The organism is Micromonospora sp. NPDC005215 (assembly GCF_040607915.1).
Lineage (GTDB): Bacteria > Actinomycetota > Actinomycetes > Mycobacteriales > Micromonosporaceae > Micromonospora.
Map to the genome: position 1 here is coordinate 18,899 of NZ_JBEXHQ010000025.1, position 14,344 is coordinate 33,242.

Sequence of the window (14,344 nt, forward strand, 5' to 3'; positions counted from 1 at the left end):
GATCGGGTGGTCATACCCAGTGGGGCGGGTACTACACCTGCGCTCAGTGCTCCGGGTGCAGCGCGGCGTCCGCCGGCCCCTGCCGCCAGCCGGTGAACACCACGGTCAGGCCAGCGCGTGACGGCGCACAGCAGAACGGGCCGGCCATCGCCTCGGCCGCCGGGTCCAGTGGGGTGAGCCGGACCAGTCGCCACGGGTCGTCGTCGGCTCGAGCGCGGACGGTCAGCGCGTCGCCGGCCCGGCTGACCCGGACGGTCACCTCCCGGCCCGCCCACTGCGGCACCGGCGCCACCGACCAGTCGGAGAACTCCCTGGTCACCACCGCGCCGAGCTGCGACTCGCCGTCGCTCATCTCGACGCCGGCCTTGGTCCAGGTCCGTTCGTCGACCCGGACGAGCACGCCGGCCTGGTCGAACTGCGCCGTGAAGTCGAGCCGGAAACTCACCTCCATGGCGGTGCCGACCGGCAGCGGTGCCAGCAGAGCCGGGCCGTTGTCGTGGACGAAGCCGTAGCTGGTCCGTCGCCAGAAGTCGCTCTCCGCCGCCGGTTCGACGACGAGCTGGCCGGCGGGGCCCTCCTCGACGCGTACCGGCGGGTGCAGCCAGCTGCCCGCAGACCAGTCCAACGGTTGGCTCGGCGGTACGAGATCGGTCTCCATGACGGGCACGGTACCGGCCGCCAGGGACGGGTTTGCCGCGGTGATCGATCGGAAATGTTCCTCCGGCATGGGTGACCGTTGGTATTCCGAAGCCGTCGTCTACTGCCTCGACATCGACACGTACGCCGACTCAGACGGCGACGGGGTCGGTGACATCCGTGGGCTCATCGGGAGGCTGGACTACCTGGCCCGGCTCGGGGTCACCTGCCTGTGGCTGCACCCGATCCACCCGTCGCCGAACCGCGACGACGGGTACGACGCCACCGACTTCTACAACGTGGACCCGCGCTTCGGCACGCTTGGCGACTTCGCCGAACTGCTGCACCAGGCCCAGAACCGGGGCATCCGGGTGATCATCGACCTGGTGGTCAACCACACCTCCGACGAGCACCCGTGGTTCCAGTCCGCCCGATCCTCGCCGGACTCGCCGTACCGCGACTGGTTCGTCTGGTCCGACACCGAGCCGGACGACCGGCACCAGGGCATGGTCTTCCCGGGCGAGCAGGACGAGACCTGGAGCTACGACCGGACCGCCAAGGCGTGGTTCTACCACCGGTTCTACAAGTTCCAGCCGGACCTCAACTTCGCCAACCCGCAGGTCCGCGCCGAGATCAAGAAGATCATGTCGTTCTGGCTCCAGCTCGGCGTCTCCGGCTTCCGGATGGACGCCGTGCCGTTCATCATCGAGCTGACCGAGCCGGGCAACCCGAACTCCCCGAAGGACTTCGAGTTCCTCACCGAGATGCGCCAGCACGTGCAGTGGCGGCGCGGCGACGCCGTCCTGCTGGCCGAGGCGAACGTCGAGCCGGACCAACTGCCGACGTTCTTCGGTGACACCAGCGGGTCCGGCAACCGGATCCACATGCTCTTCGACTTCATGCTCAACGGTCGACTCATGCTCGCCCTCGCCCGGCAGGACCCGGAGTCGCTGATCGAGGCGTTGCGGGACACCCCGAAGCTGCCCGTCGGTGGACAGTGGGCCACCTTCCTGCGCAACCACGACGAGATCGACCTGTCCCGGCTGACCACCGAACAGCGCAACCAGGTGTACGCGCAGTTCGGCCCCGACGAGAACATGCGCATCTACGACCGGGGCATCCGTCGCCGGCTCGCCCCGATGCTCGGCAACGACCGGCGGCGCATCGAGCTGGCGTACGCGTTGCAGTTCTCCATGCGCGGCACGCCGGTGCTGCGCTACGGCGAGGAGATCGGGATGGGCGAGGACCTGTCGCTGCCCGGTCGGGAGGCGATCCGTACCCCGATGCAGTGGTCGTTCAAGCCGAACTCCGGCTTCTCCACGGCGGACCCGGAGAAGCTGGTCCGCCCGGTGATCGACAAGGGTGAGTTCGGCTACCCGACGGTCAACGTCACCGCCCAGCGCGGCGACCCGAAGTCGCTGCTCGGCTGGTTCGAACGCATGATCCGCACGTTGCGGGAGGCTCCGGAGATCGGCTCCGGCTCGACCACCCACATCGACGTGCCGGTGCCGCCCGGCGTGCTGACGCACCGGGCGGACGGGCCCACCGGGACCATGGTCTTCGTGCACAACCTTGGCACCGACGACGTCGAGGTGGATCTGAGCAGCCTCGAACCGGAGGCCGACATGCCGATCGACGTGCTCACCGACCGCGGCTACGGCGAGCTGGGCAAGCTGGGCGCGGTGAAGGTCTCCGGCCACGGATACCGGTGGATTCGCCTATGCCGAGGGTCAGCCTGTTGACGTTAAGCTCCTCCGATCGACCCCACGTTACCGGGAGGTAATCATGTCGGAGGAGCCCCGCGTCGCCATCGTCACCGGAGCCGCACGCGGTATCGGCGCGGCCACCGCCCGGCGGTTGGCCGCCGACGGAATGGCCGTCGCCGTTGTCGACATCGAGGAGGCGGCCACCAAGGAGACGGTGGATGCCATCGTCGGCGCCGGCGGCCGGGCGCTCGGGGTGGGCGCCGACGTGTCCGACCGGGACCAGGTCGAGGTGGCGGTGGCCCGGGTCGCCGCCGAACTGGGCGCGCCCACCGTGCTTGTCAACAACGCCGGTGTGCTCCGCGACAACCTGCTGTTCAAGATGACAAACGCCGACTGGGACACCGTGCTGGGGGTGCACCTGCGGGGTGCGTTCCTGTTCAGCCAGGCCGCCCAGAAGCACATGGTGGACCGCAAGTGGGGGCGGATCGTCAACCTCTCCAGCACCTCCGCGCTGGGCAACCGGGGCCAGGCGAACTACGCCGCGGCCAAGGCCGGCCTACAGGGCTTCACCAAGACGCTCGCCATCGAGTTGGGGCCGTTCGGGGTGACCGTCAACGCGGTCGCACCCGGTTTCATCGTCACCGACATGACCGCCGCCACCGCGGCCCGCATGAAGGTCGACTTCGAGGACTTCAAGAAGCACGCGGCGGCCGAGATTCCGGTGCGTCGCCCGGGGTTCCCGGATGACGTCGCGCACACCATCTCGTTCCTGACGAGCGAGGGCGCCGGCTTCGTCTCCGGTCAGGTCATCTACGTCGCCGGCGGCCCACGGGACTGACCCGTACTGCCGACGAGGGCGCTCCTTCGCCAAGGGGCGCCCTCGTCGCTGCGTCAGGCGGGGCGGCGACGGGTGCGCCAGAGCCAGATCAGGCCGAGCACCGGCAGTACCAGCGGGATGTAGCCGTACCCGCTGCCGAACTGCGACCACACCGTTTCGTCCGGGAAGAGTTCCTTGTCGACGAGGCTCAGGATGCCGACCGCGACCACCCCGACCAGCTCCACGGAGCAGCAGGCCAGCGCGACCCGTCGGCCGGTGTGCCCGGCCCGGGCCAGTCCCACCGCCGCCACGATGTAGATGAGCGCGGCGACCCCGGAGAGCAGGTACGCCACCGGCGCCTCGTCGAACCTGGTCGCGATCTGCAAGCCGGCCCGGCTTGTCGCCGCGATGGCGAAGAGCAGGTAGACCGCGATCAGCAGCCGACCCGGGCCGGCATTCGTGGCGCGTCCGGTCGGTCGTGTCTCAACCACCGAGCACCTCCCAGGTCTGCTGCAACCGGACCACCACCACCGGGGCCACCAGGCACACCGCGCAGACGATCGCCGAACCCCAGCGGGTCGGCTCCATCCGGGCCAGCACCCAGGCCAAGGGCGGCAGGCACACCAGCGTGACCAGGTAGCCGAAGAAGGCGCCGGGCTCGCCGGGCCGGTCCCCGCCGCCGACCGCGACCAGGGCCAGCACGCTCAACACGAGCAATGCCACCTCGAGTACGGCCAAGCCGATGAACTGCACCCGGTCCGGTGGCCGTTGGCGTACCGCCGCCACCAGCGCCCACACCGCGACGAGCAGCGACAGCACGATCGACACCGTCGCGACGATCCCGTCCACCGGAGAGTCGGCGCTCACGCTGGTCACCGGACCTGCCCGGTCGTTGCCTCGGTCACCGGCACAGCCTACTAACCGTCGTAGTAAGACTTGACCCTGCCTCGCTGCCTCGCTGCCTCGCTGCCTCGCTGCCTCGCTGCCTGGTCGCTTGGCCGCTTGGCCGCCTCGCTGCCTCGCTGCTTGGCCTGCCTCCCTGCTTGGCCGCTTGGCCGGTTGGTCGCTTGGTCGCTTGCCTGGCTGCCTGGCTGCCTGGTCGCTTGGTCGCTTGGCCGCCTGGCCGCTTGGCTGTCCCCGCTGGGGCGACCATGAGGTGTCGGTTGCTTCCTGTAGAGCTGCCCCACGAGTGGGGCACGTCGGGGCCGATGAGTGCGGCGTTCGAGGGTCGCTTCGCGGGTGGGGTGCGTCCGGGGTGGGGCGTCCCATATCTGGGGCAGCTCTACAGGCACTGGCCGGACTCTGGCCGCACGGATGAGGGTTGCTTCGCGGGTGGGGCGCGTCCGGGGTTGGTGGGGTGGGGGCGTCCCATATCTGGGGCAGCTCTACAGGCACTGGCCGGACTCTGGCCGCACGGATGAGGTTTGCTTCGCGGGTGGGGCGCGTCCGGAGTTGGTGGGGTGGGGGCGTCCCATATCTGGGGCAGCTCTACAGGCACTCGCCGGACTCCGGCCGCACGGATTGCACGTGACGTGAGCTGCCCGGTTGGTCGACCCGCCGTTGGGGCGGCCGGTGGGGCGACTAGCGTGGATCACGTCCGTGGCGTTGCCGCGGCGGGGGGAAATAGTGGAGGCACACGTGCTGCGGTTCGGCTTGTTCGGCACCGGTCACTGGGCGATCGAGACGCACGGGAAGGCCTTGCACGCCCATCCGGACGCGGAGTTGGTCGGGGTGTGGGGGCGTAACCCGGAGCGGGCCTCCGCGCTGGCCGAGCGGTACGGGGTGCCTGCCTTCGCCGACGTCGACGCGCTGATCGAGCAGTGCGAAGCGGTCGCCGTCGCGCTGCCGCCGGACATCCAGGCCGACATCGCGGTCCGGGCCGCCTCCGCCGGGCGGCACCTGCTGCTGGACAAGCCGCTGGCGCTCAGCGTGGACGACGCCGACCGGGTCGTGGCCGCCGTCGAGGAGTCCGGGGTCGCCTCCGTCGTCTTCTTCACCCAGCGGTTCCAGCCGAACGTGACCGCCTTCCTTGCCGCCACCGCTGCCGCCGGGGGTTGGCAGCACGGCCGGACCACCGCGTTCGCCTCGATCTTCCAGGACGGCAGCCCGTACGGCGGTTCGTTGTGGCGTCGCGAGCACGGTGCGCTCTGGGACATCGCCCCGCACGCGCTCTCCATCCTCCTGCCGGTGCTGGGCCGGGTGACCCAGGTGGCGGCGATGGACGGGCCGAGCGGGATGGTGCACCTGCTGCTCACCCACGAGGGCGGTGCCACGAGCAGCGCCTCGCTCTCCCTGGACGCCCCAGCGGAGTCGATGGCCCGGGAGTTCGTGTTCTACGGCGAGAACGGCATCGAGACCGTCCCGTTCGGCGAGAACGACGCCGCCACGGCCTTCGGTGTCGCGATCGACCAACTCGTCGAGCAGGTGCGGACCGGCACCCGCGACCACCAGTGCGACGTGCACTTCGGCCGCGAGGTCGTCAGCATCCTCGCCGCCGCCGAGACCGCCCGCGCCGAATCCCGCACCATCCCCCTCGTCTGACCCCAACCCCCAACCCCCAACCCCGACCGGCCCGGTTGATCAAGAGGTTTGCGTCACGACATGCCGCGCCGCATGACGCAAACCTCTTGATCACCGCGGTGGGGCGGGGGCGGGCGGGGCGGGCGGGGCGGGCGCGGGGGGTGGGGGGTGGGTGGGGTTAGTGGAGGGTGGTCAGCGCGGCGGCCAGCTCGTCTGGGGAGTCGAACTGCTCGGGCGGCAACGCGTGCAACATCTGCAACATCGCTGTGCTGGCCCCGTTCTCCTGCCCCCAGCGGACCAGGTCCTCCCGGGAGACCGGGTAGTCGAGCCCGGCCAGGTACTCCTGCAACTGAACGCCGGTGACGGTCATGCCGGCCGGCTACCCGCTCACGGTGGGCGTACACCGGCCTGGCCGGCACCCACGACGGCCCGGCGGACGGCGTGTCGGCGCGCGACGCGCCCACGGTTTGTCCCAGCGGCGGTCGGGTAGCCGCTGGCATGCTGGTTCAGCGGCTCGGCGCGCCGAGCGACTTCGACCCGTTGCTGGAACGCGTTCGAGACGCCCGGGTGGTGATGATCGGCGAGTCCACCCACGGCAGCTACGACTACTACCGGTTGCGGGAGCAGCTCACCCGTCGGTTGATCGCGGAGTGCGGCTTCTCCTTCGTCGCCGTGGAGGGTGACTGGCCGGACTGTGACCGCGTGCACCGGTCGGTGACCGCCGCGCCCGGCGGCGCGCTTCAGCCGCAGCTCGCCCTCGGCCAGTTCGAGCGGTGGCCGACCTGGATGTGGGCCAACGCCGAGGTGGCCCGGTTCGCCAACTGGTTGCGGGCCTGGAACGTGGAGCGGCCGGAGGGTCAACGCGCCGGGTTCCACGGGCTCGACGTGTACAGCCTCTGGGAGTCGATGCAGGCGATCTTCGACTACCTGGGGGAGGAGGACCCGACGTCACTGGAGGCGGCGCAGGACGCGTACCGCTGCTTCGAGCCGTACGGCAAGAGGGTCGAGGAGTACGGCGCGGCCAGCCGGTTCGTCTCCGCCCGCTGTGAGGAGGAGGTCGTCCGGCTGCTCGCCCGGACCCGTGAACACGCCCTCTCCGACGGACCGGATCGCTTCTCGGCCTGGCAGAACGCGGAGGTGGTGGCCGGTGCGGAGCGGTACTACCGGGCGATGGTGGCCGGCGGGCCGGACTCGTGGAACATCCGCGACACCCACATGCAGGACACCCTGGACCGGCTGCTGGACCGGTACGGCCCGGACGCCCGAGGCATCGTCTGGGCGCACAACACGCACGTCGGGGATGCGCGGGCCACCGACATGGCCGCGGACGGGATGGTCAACATTGGTCAGTTGGCCCGGGAACGGCACGGCGACGAGGCCGTGGCGCTGATCGGCTTCGGCAGCTACCGGGGCACGGTGATCGCCGCGCCCCGCTGGGGTTCGCCGCCCGAGTCGATGGTGGTGCCGCCGGCTCGGGAGGGGTCGGTCGAGCGGCGGCTGCACGAGCTGATGCCGGACCGGGCGGTGCTGATCTTCGGTGGTGACGACCAGCCGGGCTGGGTGACCGACACCGCGGACCACCGGGCGATCGGGGTCGTCTACGACCCGTCCTTCGAGTCCTGGGGCAACTACGTGCCGACGCGGCTCGGCGACCGGTACGACGCCTTCGTCTGGTGCGACGAGACCACCGCTCTGCACCCGCTGCCGGTCCCGGCGGTCCCCGGTGAGATGGAGACGTACCCAGCCGGGGTCTGACCGGTGCGAACGCGCGAGGGAGGTGCGGAGCCCGACGGGCGTCGCACCTCCCTCGCGTCGACGGGGTCAGACGTGGGTGGGGGTGCGTTCCTCCAGATGGGTGCGGAGGCCCTCGCCTTCGATGTCCACGTTCGGTAGGGCGCGGGACAGCCAACCAGGGAGCCACCAGGCGCGGTCGCCGAGGAGCGACATCACCGCCGGGACGATGGTCATCCGGACCACGAACGCGTCGATGGCGACGCCGACCGCGAGGGCGAAGCCCATCGACTTGATCACCGGGTCCTCCAGGAAGACGAAGCCCCCGAAGACCGACATCATGATCAGCGCGGCGGCGGTGACCACCCGGGCGCCGTGCCCCATGCCGCTGATGGTGGCCTGCCGGGCGGACTTGCCGTGGACAAAGTCCTCCCGCATCCGGGACACCAGGAACACCTCGTAGTCCATGGCAAGCCCGAACAGGATGCCGATGAGCAGGATCGGCAGAAAGCTGATCAGCGGGCCCGGCGTGTCCAGGCCGACCAGGTCGGCGAGGTGTCCCTGCTGGAAGACCGCCACCGTGATGCCGAACGTGGCGGCGACGGTGAGCAGGAAGCCCAACGCGGCCTTGACCGGCACCAGCAGCGAGCGGAACACCAGCATCAGCAGCAGCACCGAGAGCCCGACCACCAGCAGCAGGTACACCGGTAGCGCGTCGGAGAGCTTCTCGGAGACGTCGATGCCGATCGCGGTGACACCGGTGAGCAGTACGTCCGCGTCGCGGATCCCGCTCACCGAGCCGCGGATGTCGTGCACCAGGGTTTCGGTGGCCTCGTCGGTCGGGCCGGTCTTCGGCACCACGCCGAGCAGCGCGGTCCGGCCGTCCGGGCTGAGCTGGGGTGGCGCCACCGCGAGGACGTTCTCGGTGCGCTGGAGCAGCGCTGTCACCTGCGGCACGGCGGCCGAGGTGGCCTGCGGGGTGTCACCGGCGACCACCACCGCGAGCCGGCCGGTGAAGCCCGCCCCGAAACCCTCGACGGTCAGGTCGTTGGCCACCCGGGCGGGTGAGCCGACGGCGGCCGTCGCGGCGCCCGGCAGGGCCAGCCGCATGTCCGGCGTGGGCAGCGCTAGCAGGCCCAGGCCGAGCAGGCCGACCAGGATGACCGGTACGCGGAAGCGGGTGACCAGCCGCGCCCAGCGGAACCCGAACCGGGACTCGTCCTCGGCGGCCGGCTGGTCGGGGACGCCCGAGTGGTCGGCGGCTGCGCCGGGGTCGTCGGTGACGGCTGCTCGCAGCCGGCGGGGGAGCACCCGGCGACCGGCGAAGCCGAGCAGTGCCGGCTGGAGGGTGATCGCGACGAGCACCGCGACGGTGACCGTGCCGGCGGCGGCGAGACCCATCACGGTGAGGAAGGGAATGTTCACCACTGCCAGTCCGGCCAGCGCGATGACCACTGTCGCGCCCGCGAAGAGCACCGCGGACCCAGCGGTGCCGACCGCCCGGCCGACCGCCTCCTCCGGGGACAATCCGTCGAGCAGGTTCTGCCGGTGCCGCGAGGTGATGAACAGTGAGTAGTCGATGCCGACCGCGAGGCCGAGCATCAGCGCCAGGACCGGGGCGGTGCTTGTGAGTTCGACGGCGCCGCTCAGCGCGAACAGGCCGGCCATCCCGACGCCCACGCCGATCAGCGCGTTGAGCATTGTCATTCCGGCGGCGACGAGCGAACCGAACGTGATGATCAGAACGATCGCGGCGACCAGGACACCGAGCGCCTCGGTGGAGCCGATCTCCGGCTCGCTGCCGAGCACCTCGCCGCCCGGGGCGACCTGCCAACCCTGTGCCTTGGCCGCCGCGCCCACCTGCTCGTACGCGGTGCGCTGCGCGTCGGTCACGTCCTCGCCGAACTGGACCTGGATCAGCGCGTACCGGCCGTCGGGTGTGACCGCGCCGGCCTGCAAGGGGTTGACCGCGCCGACCACGCCGGGCAGCGTCGTGGCCTGCTCGACGAGTTCCTGCACCACGGCCTTGCCCTGCGGGGTGGCCAGTTGGCCGTCGGCAGGCGCCTTGAGGGTGATGGTGCCGGTCGCGCCGCTGGCCGCGGGGAACTGCTCGGCGAGCAGGTCGAGGGCGTGCTGGCTCTCGGTGCCGGGCATTGTGAAGTTGCTCGCCGTCGGGCCGCGCAGGGTCGCCGCGGCCAGGCCGGCGACGACGAGTACGACGAGCCAGAGCGCGACGACGAGCCGTCGCCGGCGTAACGCGCCCCGGCCGAGCCGGTAGAGCAGGGTGGCCATCAGGAGTCCTTGTCCTCGGTCGTGGGTGGTTGGGGCAGGGGTGCGTCGACGGGTTCGACGGCCCGCCGGACGAGGGTGAGCAGGGCGGCGCGCAGTTCGTCGTCGGGGATGTCGGTGAACTCGCCGCATGCCTCGGAGATCCCGGCGAGCAGCACCAGCGCGGCGATCCGGGCGCCCGGCCGGTCGGAGTGTCCGGCCAACGCGTCGCGCAGCCGGTCGGAGATCTGCTGGATGTGCGCGAAGGCCGGCTGGCACAGCAGTTCCGGGAACTCGCCGCGCAGCACCGCGATCTCCCGCCGGAACCGGACCGCGAGGTCGACGAAGCCCTGTGCGGCGACCTCCTGCGCGGCCGAACCGGTCAGGCCGGTGAGTCGGTCGTCGAGGTCCCGCAGTACGCCGATCGCCGGGGCCATCAGCTCGGCGAGCAGGGCTTCCTTGTTGGCGAAGTGGTAGAGCACTGTGGCCTTGGAACAGCCGACCTCACGGGCGATGTCCTGCAGGGAGGTGCCCCGGTAGCCGCTCACCGTAAACTGACGCGCCGCCGCGGCGAGGATCTCGCCGTGCGTCTCGGACACCGCTCTGGCCATCACCGGTCCACCTCCGCAGACCAGCATGCCTGACCGATCGGTCAGATCCTGACCGATCGGTCAGACTTCTGTGGTGGCGTTCCCCACACCCGGTGTGGGTTTATCCGGCGTGCTCGGCGTCGTACCTGGTCCGTGCCTCGGCGATGGCGCGGCGGTGCCGCTCGGCCCAGCTGGTGAGGGCCACCAGCGACTCGTAGAGCTCCAACGCCATCGGGGTGGCCGTGTACTCGACCTTGGGTGGGACGGTCGGATAGACGGTGCGGCGCAGCAGGCCGTCACGTTCCAGGTTGCGCAGCGTCAGGGTGAGCATTCGGCGGCTGATCCCCTCGATGTGTCGCTCCAACTCGGTGAAGCGCACCGGTCCGTGCGAGGCGGCCACGAGGATGCTGATGCTCCACTTGCCGCCGACCCGGTCGAGCACCTCCCGGACGGTGCACGCCCGAGCCTGCCCGGGAGTGAACGGGACGTTCTCGGCCGCGCAGGTCACCTCCGCCTCGACCAGCGCGGACACATCGCTGTTCCCCTGGGACATCAGAGTGCCTCCTTCCGCTTTGGTTCATGGTCACAGACGATGGCCTCGGTAACAAACCGTGCACCAAGGAGGAGTTTCATGGAACGGGTCGTCCCGTCCCGCTGGCCCGCGCTGCTCGTGCTCTGCGCCGGCAGCCTGATGATCATTCTGGATGGCACCGTCGTGGCGGTGGCACTGCCCGCCGTGCAACGCGACCTGGGATTCACCGCCGCCGGCCTGGCGTGGGTGGTCAACGCGTACCTTGTCGCGTTCGGCGGGCTGCTGCTGCTTGCCGGCCGACTCGGCGACCTGCTCGGCCGGCGGGGGGTCTTCCTGGCCGGCGTCGCGCTGTTCACAGCGGCCTCGCTGGCCTGCGCGGTCGCCACCGGCCCGACGCTGCTTGTCGCCGCGCGCTTCGGCCAGGGCGTCGGTGGGGCGCTGGCCATGGCGGTCAGCCTCGGCATGATCGTCCGGCTCTACCCCGAGCCCGCCGAACGGGCCCGGGCGATCGCCGTGTTCAGCTTCACCGGCGCGGCCGGCGCGTCGGTCGGCACCGTCGCCGGTGGAGTGCTCACCGAGGTGGCCGGGTGGCGGGCGATCTTCCTGGTCAACCTGCCGATCGGGGCGGCCATCCTGCTCACGGCCGTCCGCCGGCTCCCGGCCGAACGGGGCATCGGTCTGCGGGCTGGCCTGGACCTGCCCGGCGCGCTGCTCGTCACCGCCGGTCTGATGGCCGCCGTGCTGGGCATCGTGGGCGCCGGCGACCACGGCTGGACCAGTCCGCGGACCCTCGGCGCGGTCGCCCTCGCGGCGCTGCTGCTCGGCGCGTTCGTGCTCCGCCAACGGGTGGCGGCGACCCCGCTGGTGCCGGCCCGGGTGCTGCGCGTCCCGGGTCTGGTGGCGGCGAACGCCGTGCAGTTCCTCATGGTCTGCGCGTACTTCGGCTTCCAGTTCCTGCTCGCCGTGGAGCTGCAACTGGTGCTCGGACTGGACGCCGCCGCGACCGGCTGGGCCTTCCTGCCCACCCCCGTGGTGATCGCGGTGGTGTCCCTCGGCCTGTCCGGTCGGCTGATCGCCGGCTGGGGCGCCCGGACCGTGCTGCTGACCGGGCTCGGCCTGGCCACCGTCGGCTTCCTGCTGCTCGCCCGGCTGTCCGCCGACGGGGCCTACGTCACCGCCGTACTCCCTGCGATGTTGATCTTCGGGGTGGCCGGCGGTCTGACCCTGCCGGCCGTCACCACAGTGGCCATGGCCGGCGCGACCGACACGGACGCCGGGCTCGCCTCCGGCCTGGCCAACACCACCCAGCAGGTCGGTGGGGCGGTCGGCCTGGCCGCGCTGGCCACCCTGGCGGCCGCCCGTAGCGACGGGCTGCGGGCCGCCGGCTGGGCCGAGACCGCCGCGCTCGCCGGCGGCTACCGGGCCGCGTTCGCCGTGGCCGCCGGTCTCGTGGTCGCCGCGTGGCTGGTGGCGCTGACCACCCTGCCCCGACGCTCGACCGGCCTGTCCCGACGCTCGACCGGGTCGTCGTCGACAGCCGATCCGTCGGGTTCGGCCGGGGTGGGTGCCGGAACCGATCCGTACCGAAGCGCCGCGTCCGGTTGACCGGAGGCACCGGGGCCGCGAAGGTGGTCGGGTGAGCGAGGCTGACGAGACCCGGGACGGCGTGGCCCTGACCAACCTGGACCAGCCGCTGTCCGACCGCGACGACGCGACCAAGCGGGACCTGGTCGACTACCTCGACGCCGTCAGTGGGCGGATCCTTCCCCAGTTGCGGGACCGCCCGCTGTCGGTGATCCGGGTCCGCCCCGGCCAGCCGCCCTTCATGCAGAAGAACCTGCCCCGCTACACCCCGGACTGGGTCCGCCGGGTGCCGGTCTGGGCTGAGGCGTCGCACCGGGAGATCTCGTACGCCCTCTGCGACGACCGGCGCACCCTGCTCTGGTTCGCCAACCAGCGGGCGGTGGAATACCACCCGACGCTGGCCACCACTGCGGATCCGCACCGTCCGACGCACCTGGTGCTCGACCTGGACCCGCCGGAGGGTGACAGCTTCCGGGCGGCCGTCGCCGCGGCCCTGCTGGTCCGCCAGGCACTCGCCGACGCCGGGCTGACCGGTGCGGTCAAGACCAGCGGTGCCAAGGGTGTGCACGTCTTCGTCCCGGTGGCGGACGGACCCACGGCCGAGGAGCTGGCCGCCGCCACCCGGGCACTCGCCGTCCGCGCCGAGCGGCTCGACCCGGCGCTGGCGACCACGGCGTACATCAAGGAGGACCGGGGTGGCCGGGTCTTCGTGGATGCCACCCGCGCCGGGGGCGCGACAGTGGTGGCCACGTACAGCCCTCGGCTGCGCCCCGGGATGCCGGTCTCCTTCCCGGTCGACTGGGCCGACCTGACCGAGGTGGCCCCGGCCGACTTCACCATCCGGACCGCGCCGTCGCTGCTCGGCGACGGTGACCCGTGGGCCGCGCTGATGCCGGCCCCGCAGCCGCTCCCGGCCGACCTGGTCGCCGAGGGCCGGACCATCCCGGTGGCCCGGGTGCAGGCCATGCACGAGGGGAAGCGCCGGGCCCGCGCCCGTCGCGAGGCCGGCTGACCGGGCTCTTCGGCCCCCGCTCGCGCCCGGCAGCGGACGGTTGTCGGTGGGTTGTGGCACGATTTCCCAGGTGAGCAGCAAACCCGACGCGACCCAGCGACTGGGCGACCTCGCGCGGCTGCGCCGGGTCCGCGACCGGATCGACAGGGAGTACGCGTCTCCGCTCGACGTCGAGGCGCTCGCCCGGGGCGCGCACATGTCGGCCGGGCACCTCAGCCGCGAGTTCCGGCTCGCCTACGGCGAATCTCCGTACAGCTATCTCATGACGCGGCGCATCGAGCGGGCGATGGCCCTGCTGCGCCGTGGCGACCTGAACGTCACCGATGTCTGTTTCGCTGTCGGTTGTTCGTCGCTGGGCACCTTCAGCACCCGCTTTACCGAGCTGGTCGGCGTGCCGCCGAGCGTCTACCGGCGGCAGGCGGCGCAGGCGACGGCGGGGATGCCGTCGTGCGTGGCGAAGCAGGTGACCAGACCGGTCAGGAATCGAGAAGCGCGGGTCACCGCGGCGCAACTAGCGTGACCAGCATGGACATCACCATTCACTCGAGCTTCCTTCCGCACACCGACCCGGAGGCCTCGCTGGTCTTCTACCGCGACATTCTCGGCTTCGAGGTCCGCCTCGACGTCGGGTACGAGGGGATGCGGTGGATCACGGTCGGGCCGGTCGGCCAGCCCAGCACCGCCATCGTCCTGCACCCGCCGGCCGCCAATCCCGGCATCACCGACGACGAACGGCAGACCATCCTCGAGCTGATGGCCAAGGGCAGCTACTTCGGCGTCAACCTGGCCACCACCGATCTCGACGCCACCTTCGCCAAGCTGGAGGCCACCGACGCCGAGGTCGTCCAGGAGCCGACCGAGCAGCCGTACGGCGTACGGGACTGCGCCTTCCGCGATCCCGCCGGCAATCTGATCCGCATCCAGGAAGTGCGCTGACCCGTCCGACCC

General features: G+C 71.4%; 15 protein-coding genes. 8 read left to right on the forward strand and 7 right to left on the reverse strand.

Features of this window, described 5'->3' with window-relative positions:
• Positions 1-43: 43 nt before the first annotated feature.
• Positions 44-658: a DUF1349 domain-containing protein gene (locus ABZU25_RS19380; protein WP_355030733.1), complete on the reverse strand. Its 615-nt coding sequence runs from the start codon at positions 656-658 to the stop codon at positions 44-46.
• 67 nt (positions 659-725) lie between these two features.
• Here ABZU25_RS19380 and ABZU25_RS19385 point away from each other — a divergent pair, with 67 nt between their 5' ends.
• Positions 726-2,378, forward strand: coding sequence for an alpha-amylase family protein (locus ABZU25_RS19385; protein ID WP_355030734.1), 1,653 nt, complete (start codon positions 726-728; stop codon positions 2,376-2,378).
• 43 nt (positions 2,379-2,421) lie between these two features.
• Positions 2,422-3,180 (forward strand): 3-oxoacyl-ACP reductase FabG, encoded by a 759-nt coding sequence (gene fabG / locus ABZU25_RS19390; RefSeq protein WP_355030735.1) that lies wholly within the window; start codon positions 2,422-2,424, stop codon positions 3,178-3,180.
• Positions 3,181-3,233: 53 nt separating this feature from the next.
• Here fabG and ABZU25_RS19395 read toward each other — a convergent pair whose 3' ends face one another.
• Both ABZU25_RS19395 and ABZU25_RS19400 read right to left on the reverse strand, forming a co-directional pair.
• Positions 3,234-3,650, reverse strand: coding sequence for a hypothetical protein (locus ABZU25_RS19395; RefSeq protein WP_355030736.1), 417 nt, complete (start codon positions 3,648-3,650; stop codon positions 3,234-3,236).
• Positions 3,643-4,035, reverse strand: a complete 393-nt coding sequence (locus ABZU25_RS19400) for a hypothetical protein (protein ID WP_355030737.1) — start codon at positions 4,033-4,035, stop codon at positions 3,643-3,645. Before ABZU25_RS19400 ends, ABZU25_RS19395 begins: the two co-directional genes overlap by 8 nt.
• A 762-nt stretch (positions 4,036-4,797) precedes the next feature.
• Between ABZU25_RS19400 and ABZU25_RS19405 the strand changes: the two genes are divergently transcribed.
• Complete coding sequence (locus ABZU25_RS19405; protein WP_355030738.1) at positions 4,798-5,700, forward strand: Gfo/Idh/MocA family oxidoreductase; 903 nt, start codon at positions 4,798-4,800, stop codon at positions 5,698-5,700.
• Positions 5,701-5,857: 157 nt separating this feature from the next.
• Here the strand turns inward: ABZU25_RS19405 and ABZU25_RS19410 are convergent, their stop codons facing one another.
• The gene (locus ABZU25_RS19410) at positions 5,858-6,049 is read right to left on the reverse strand and encodes a DUF2795 domain-containing protein (RefSeq protein ID WP_355030739.1); all 192 of its coding nucleotides are present in this window, start codon (positions 6,047-6,049) and stop codon (positions 5,858-5,860) included.
• 128 nt (positions 6,050-6,177) lie between these two features.
• Here ABZU25_RS19410 and ABZU25_RS19415 point away from each other — a divergent pair, with 128 nt between their 5' ends.
• Positions 6,178-7,434: an erythromycin esterase family protein gene (locus tag ABZU25_RS19415; protein ID WP_355030740.1), complete on the forward strand. Its 1,257-nt coding sequence runs from the start codon at positions 6,178-6,180 to the stop codon at positions 7,432-7,434.
• A gap of 66 nt (positions 7,435-7,500) precedes the next feature.
• Here the strand turns inward: ABZU25_RS19415 and ABZU25_RS19420 are convergent, their stop codons facing one another.
• The 3 genes from ABZU25_RS19420 to ABZU25_RS19430 all read right to left on the reverse strand — a co-directional run bounded on the left by ABZU25_RS19420 (position 7,501) and on the right by ABZU25_RS19430 (position 10,824).
• Entirely contained in the window at positions 7,501-9,702 is a 2,202-nt protein-coding gene (locus tag ABZU25_RS19420) for an MMPL family transporter (RefSeq protein WP_355030741.1), read from the reverse strand.
• Positions 9,702-10,289, reverse strand: a complete 588-nt coding sequence (locus ABZU25_RS19425) for a helix-turn-helix domain-containing protein (protein WP_355030742.1) — start codon at positions 10,287-10,289, stop codon at positions 9,702-9,704. The genes ABZU25_RS19420 and ABZU25_RS19425 overlap by 1 nt, the downstream gene beginning before the upstream one ends.
• Positions 10,290-10,389: 100 nt before the next feature.
• Positions 10,390-10,824, reverse strand: a complete 435-nt coding sequence (locus ABZU25_RS19430) for a helix-turn-helix domain-containing protein (RefSeq protein WP_355030812.1) — start codon at positions 10,822-10,824, stop codon at positions 10,390-10,392.
• A 75-nt stretch (positions 10,825-10,899) separates the two neighbouring features.
• On the opposite strand from ABZU25_RS19430, the gene ABZU25_RS19435 reads away from it, so the two are divergent.
• The 4 genes from ABZU25_RS19435 (at position 10,900) to ABZU25_RS19450 (ending at position 14,332) form a co-directional block, all read left to right on the forward strand.
• Positions 10,900-12,405, forward strand: a complete 1,506-nt coding sequence (locus ABZU25_RS19435; protein ID WP_355030743.1) for an MFS transporter — start codon at positions 10,900-10,902, stop codon at positions 12,403-12,405.
• A gap of 31 nt (positions 12,406-12,436) precedes the next feature.
• On the forward strand, positions 12,437-13,396 hold the full coding sequence (locus tag ABZU25_RS19440; RefSeq protein ID WP_355030744.1) for an ATP-dependent DNA ligase: 960 nt from the start codon (positions 12,437-12,439) through the stop codon (positions 13,394-13,396).
• 70 nt (positions 13,397-13,466) lie between these two features.
• Positions 13,467-13,916, forward strand: coding sequence for a helix-turn-helix transcriptional regulator (locus ABZU25_RS19445; protein WP_355030745.1), 450 nt, complete (start codon positions 13,467-13,469; stop codon positions 13,914-13,916).
• A 5-nt stretch (positions 13,917-13,921) separates the two neighbouring features.
• A complete protein-coding gene (locus tag ABZU25_RS19450; protein WP_355030746.1) occupies positions 13,922-14,332 on the forward strand; it encodes a VOC family protein in 411 nt (136 codons plus the stop codon).
• Positions 14,333-14,344: the final 12 nt, after the last annotated feature.

Coding starts and splice junctions, on each gene's coding strand:
- ABZU25_RS19380 (WP_355030733.1), bottom strand. CDS start 658: ATGGAGACCGATCTCGTACCGCCGAGCCAACCGTTGGACTGGTCTGCG.
- ABZU25_RS19385 (WP_355030734.1), top strand. CDS start 726: ATGGGTGACCGTTGGTATTCCGAAGCCGTCGTCTACTGCCTCGACATC.
- fabG (WP_355030735.1), top strand. CDS start 2,422: ATGTCGGAGGAGCCCCGCGTCGCCATCGTCACCGGAGCCGCACGCGGT.
- ABZU25_RS19410 (WP_355030739.1), bottom strand. CDS start 6,049: ATGACCGTCACCGGCGTTCAGTTGCAGGAGTACCTGGCCGGGCTCGAC.
- ABZU25_RS19415 (WP_355030740.1), top strand. CDS start 6,178: ATGCTGGTTCAGCGGCTCGGCGCGCCGAGCGACTTCGACCCGTTGCTG.
- ABZU25_RS19420 (WP_355030741.1), bottom strand. CDS start 9,702: ATGGCCACCCTGCTCTACCGGCTCGGCCGGGGCGCGTTACGCCGGCGA.
- ABZU25_RS19425 (WP_355030742.1), bottom strand. CDS start 10,289: ATGGCCAGAGCGGTGTCCGAGACGCACGGCGAGATCCTCGCCGCGGCG.
- ABZU25_RS19435 (WP_355030743.1), top strand. CDS start 10,900: ATGGAACGGGTCGTCCCGTCCCGCTGGCCCGCGCTGCTCGTGCTCTGC.
- ABZU25_RS19450 (WP_355030746.1), top strand. CDS start 13,922: ATGGACATCACCATTCACTCGAGCTTCCTTCCGCACACCGACCCGGAG.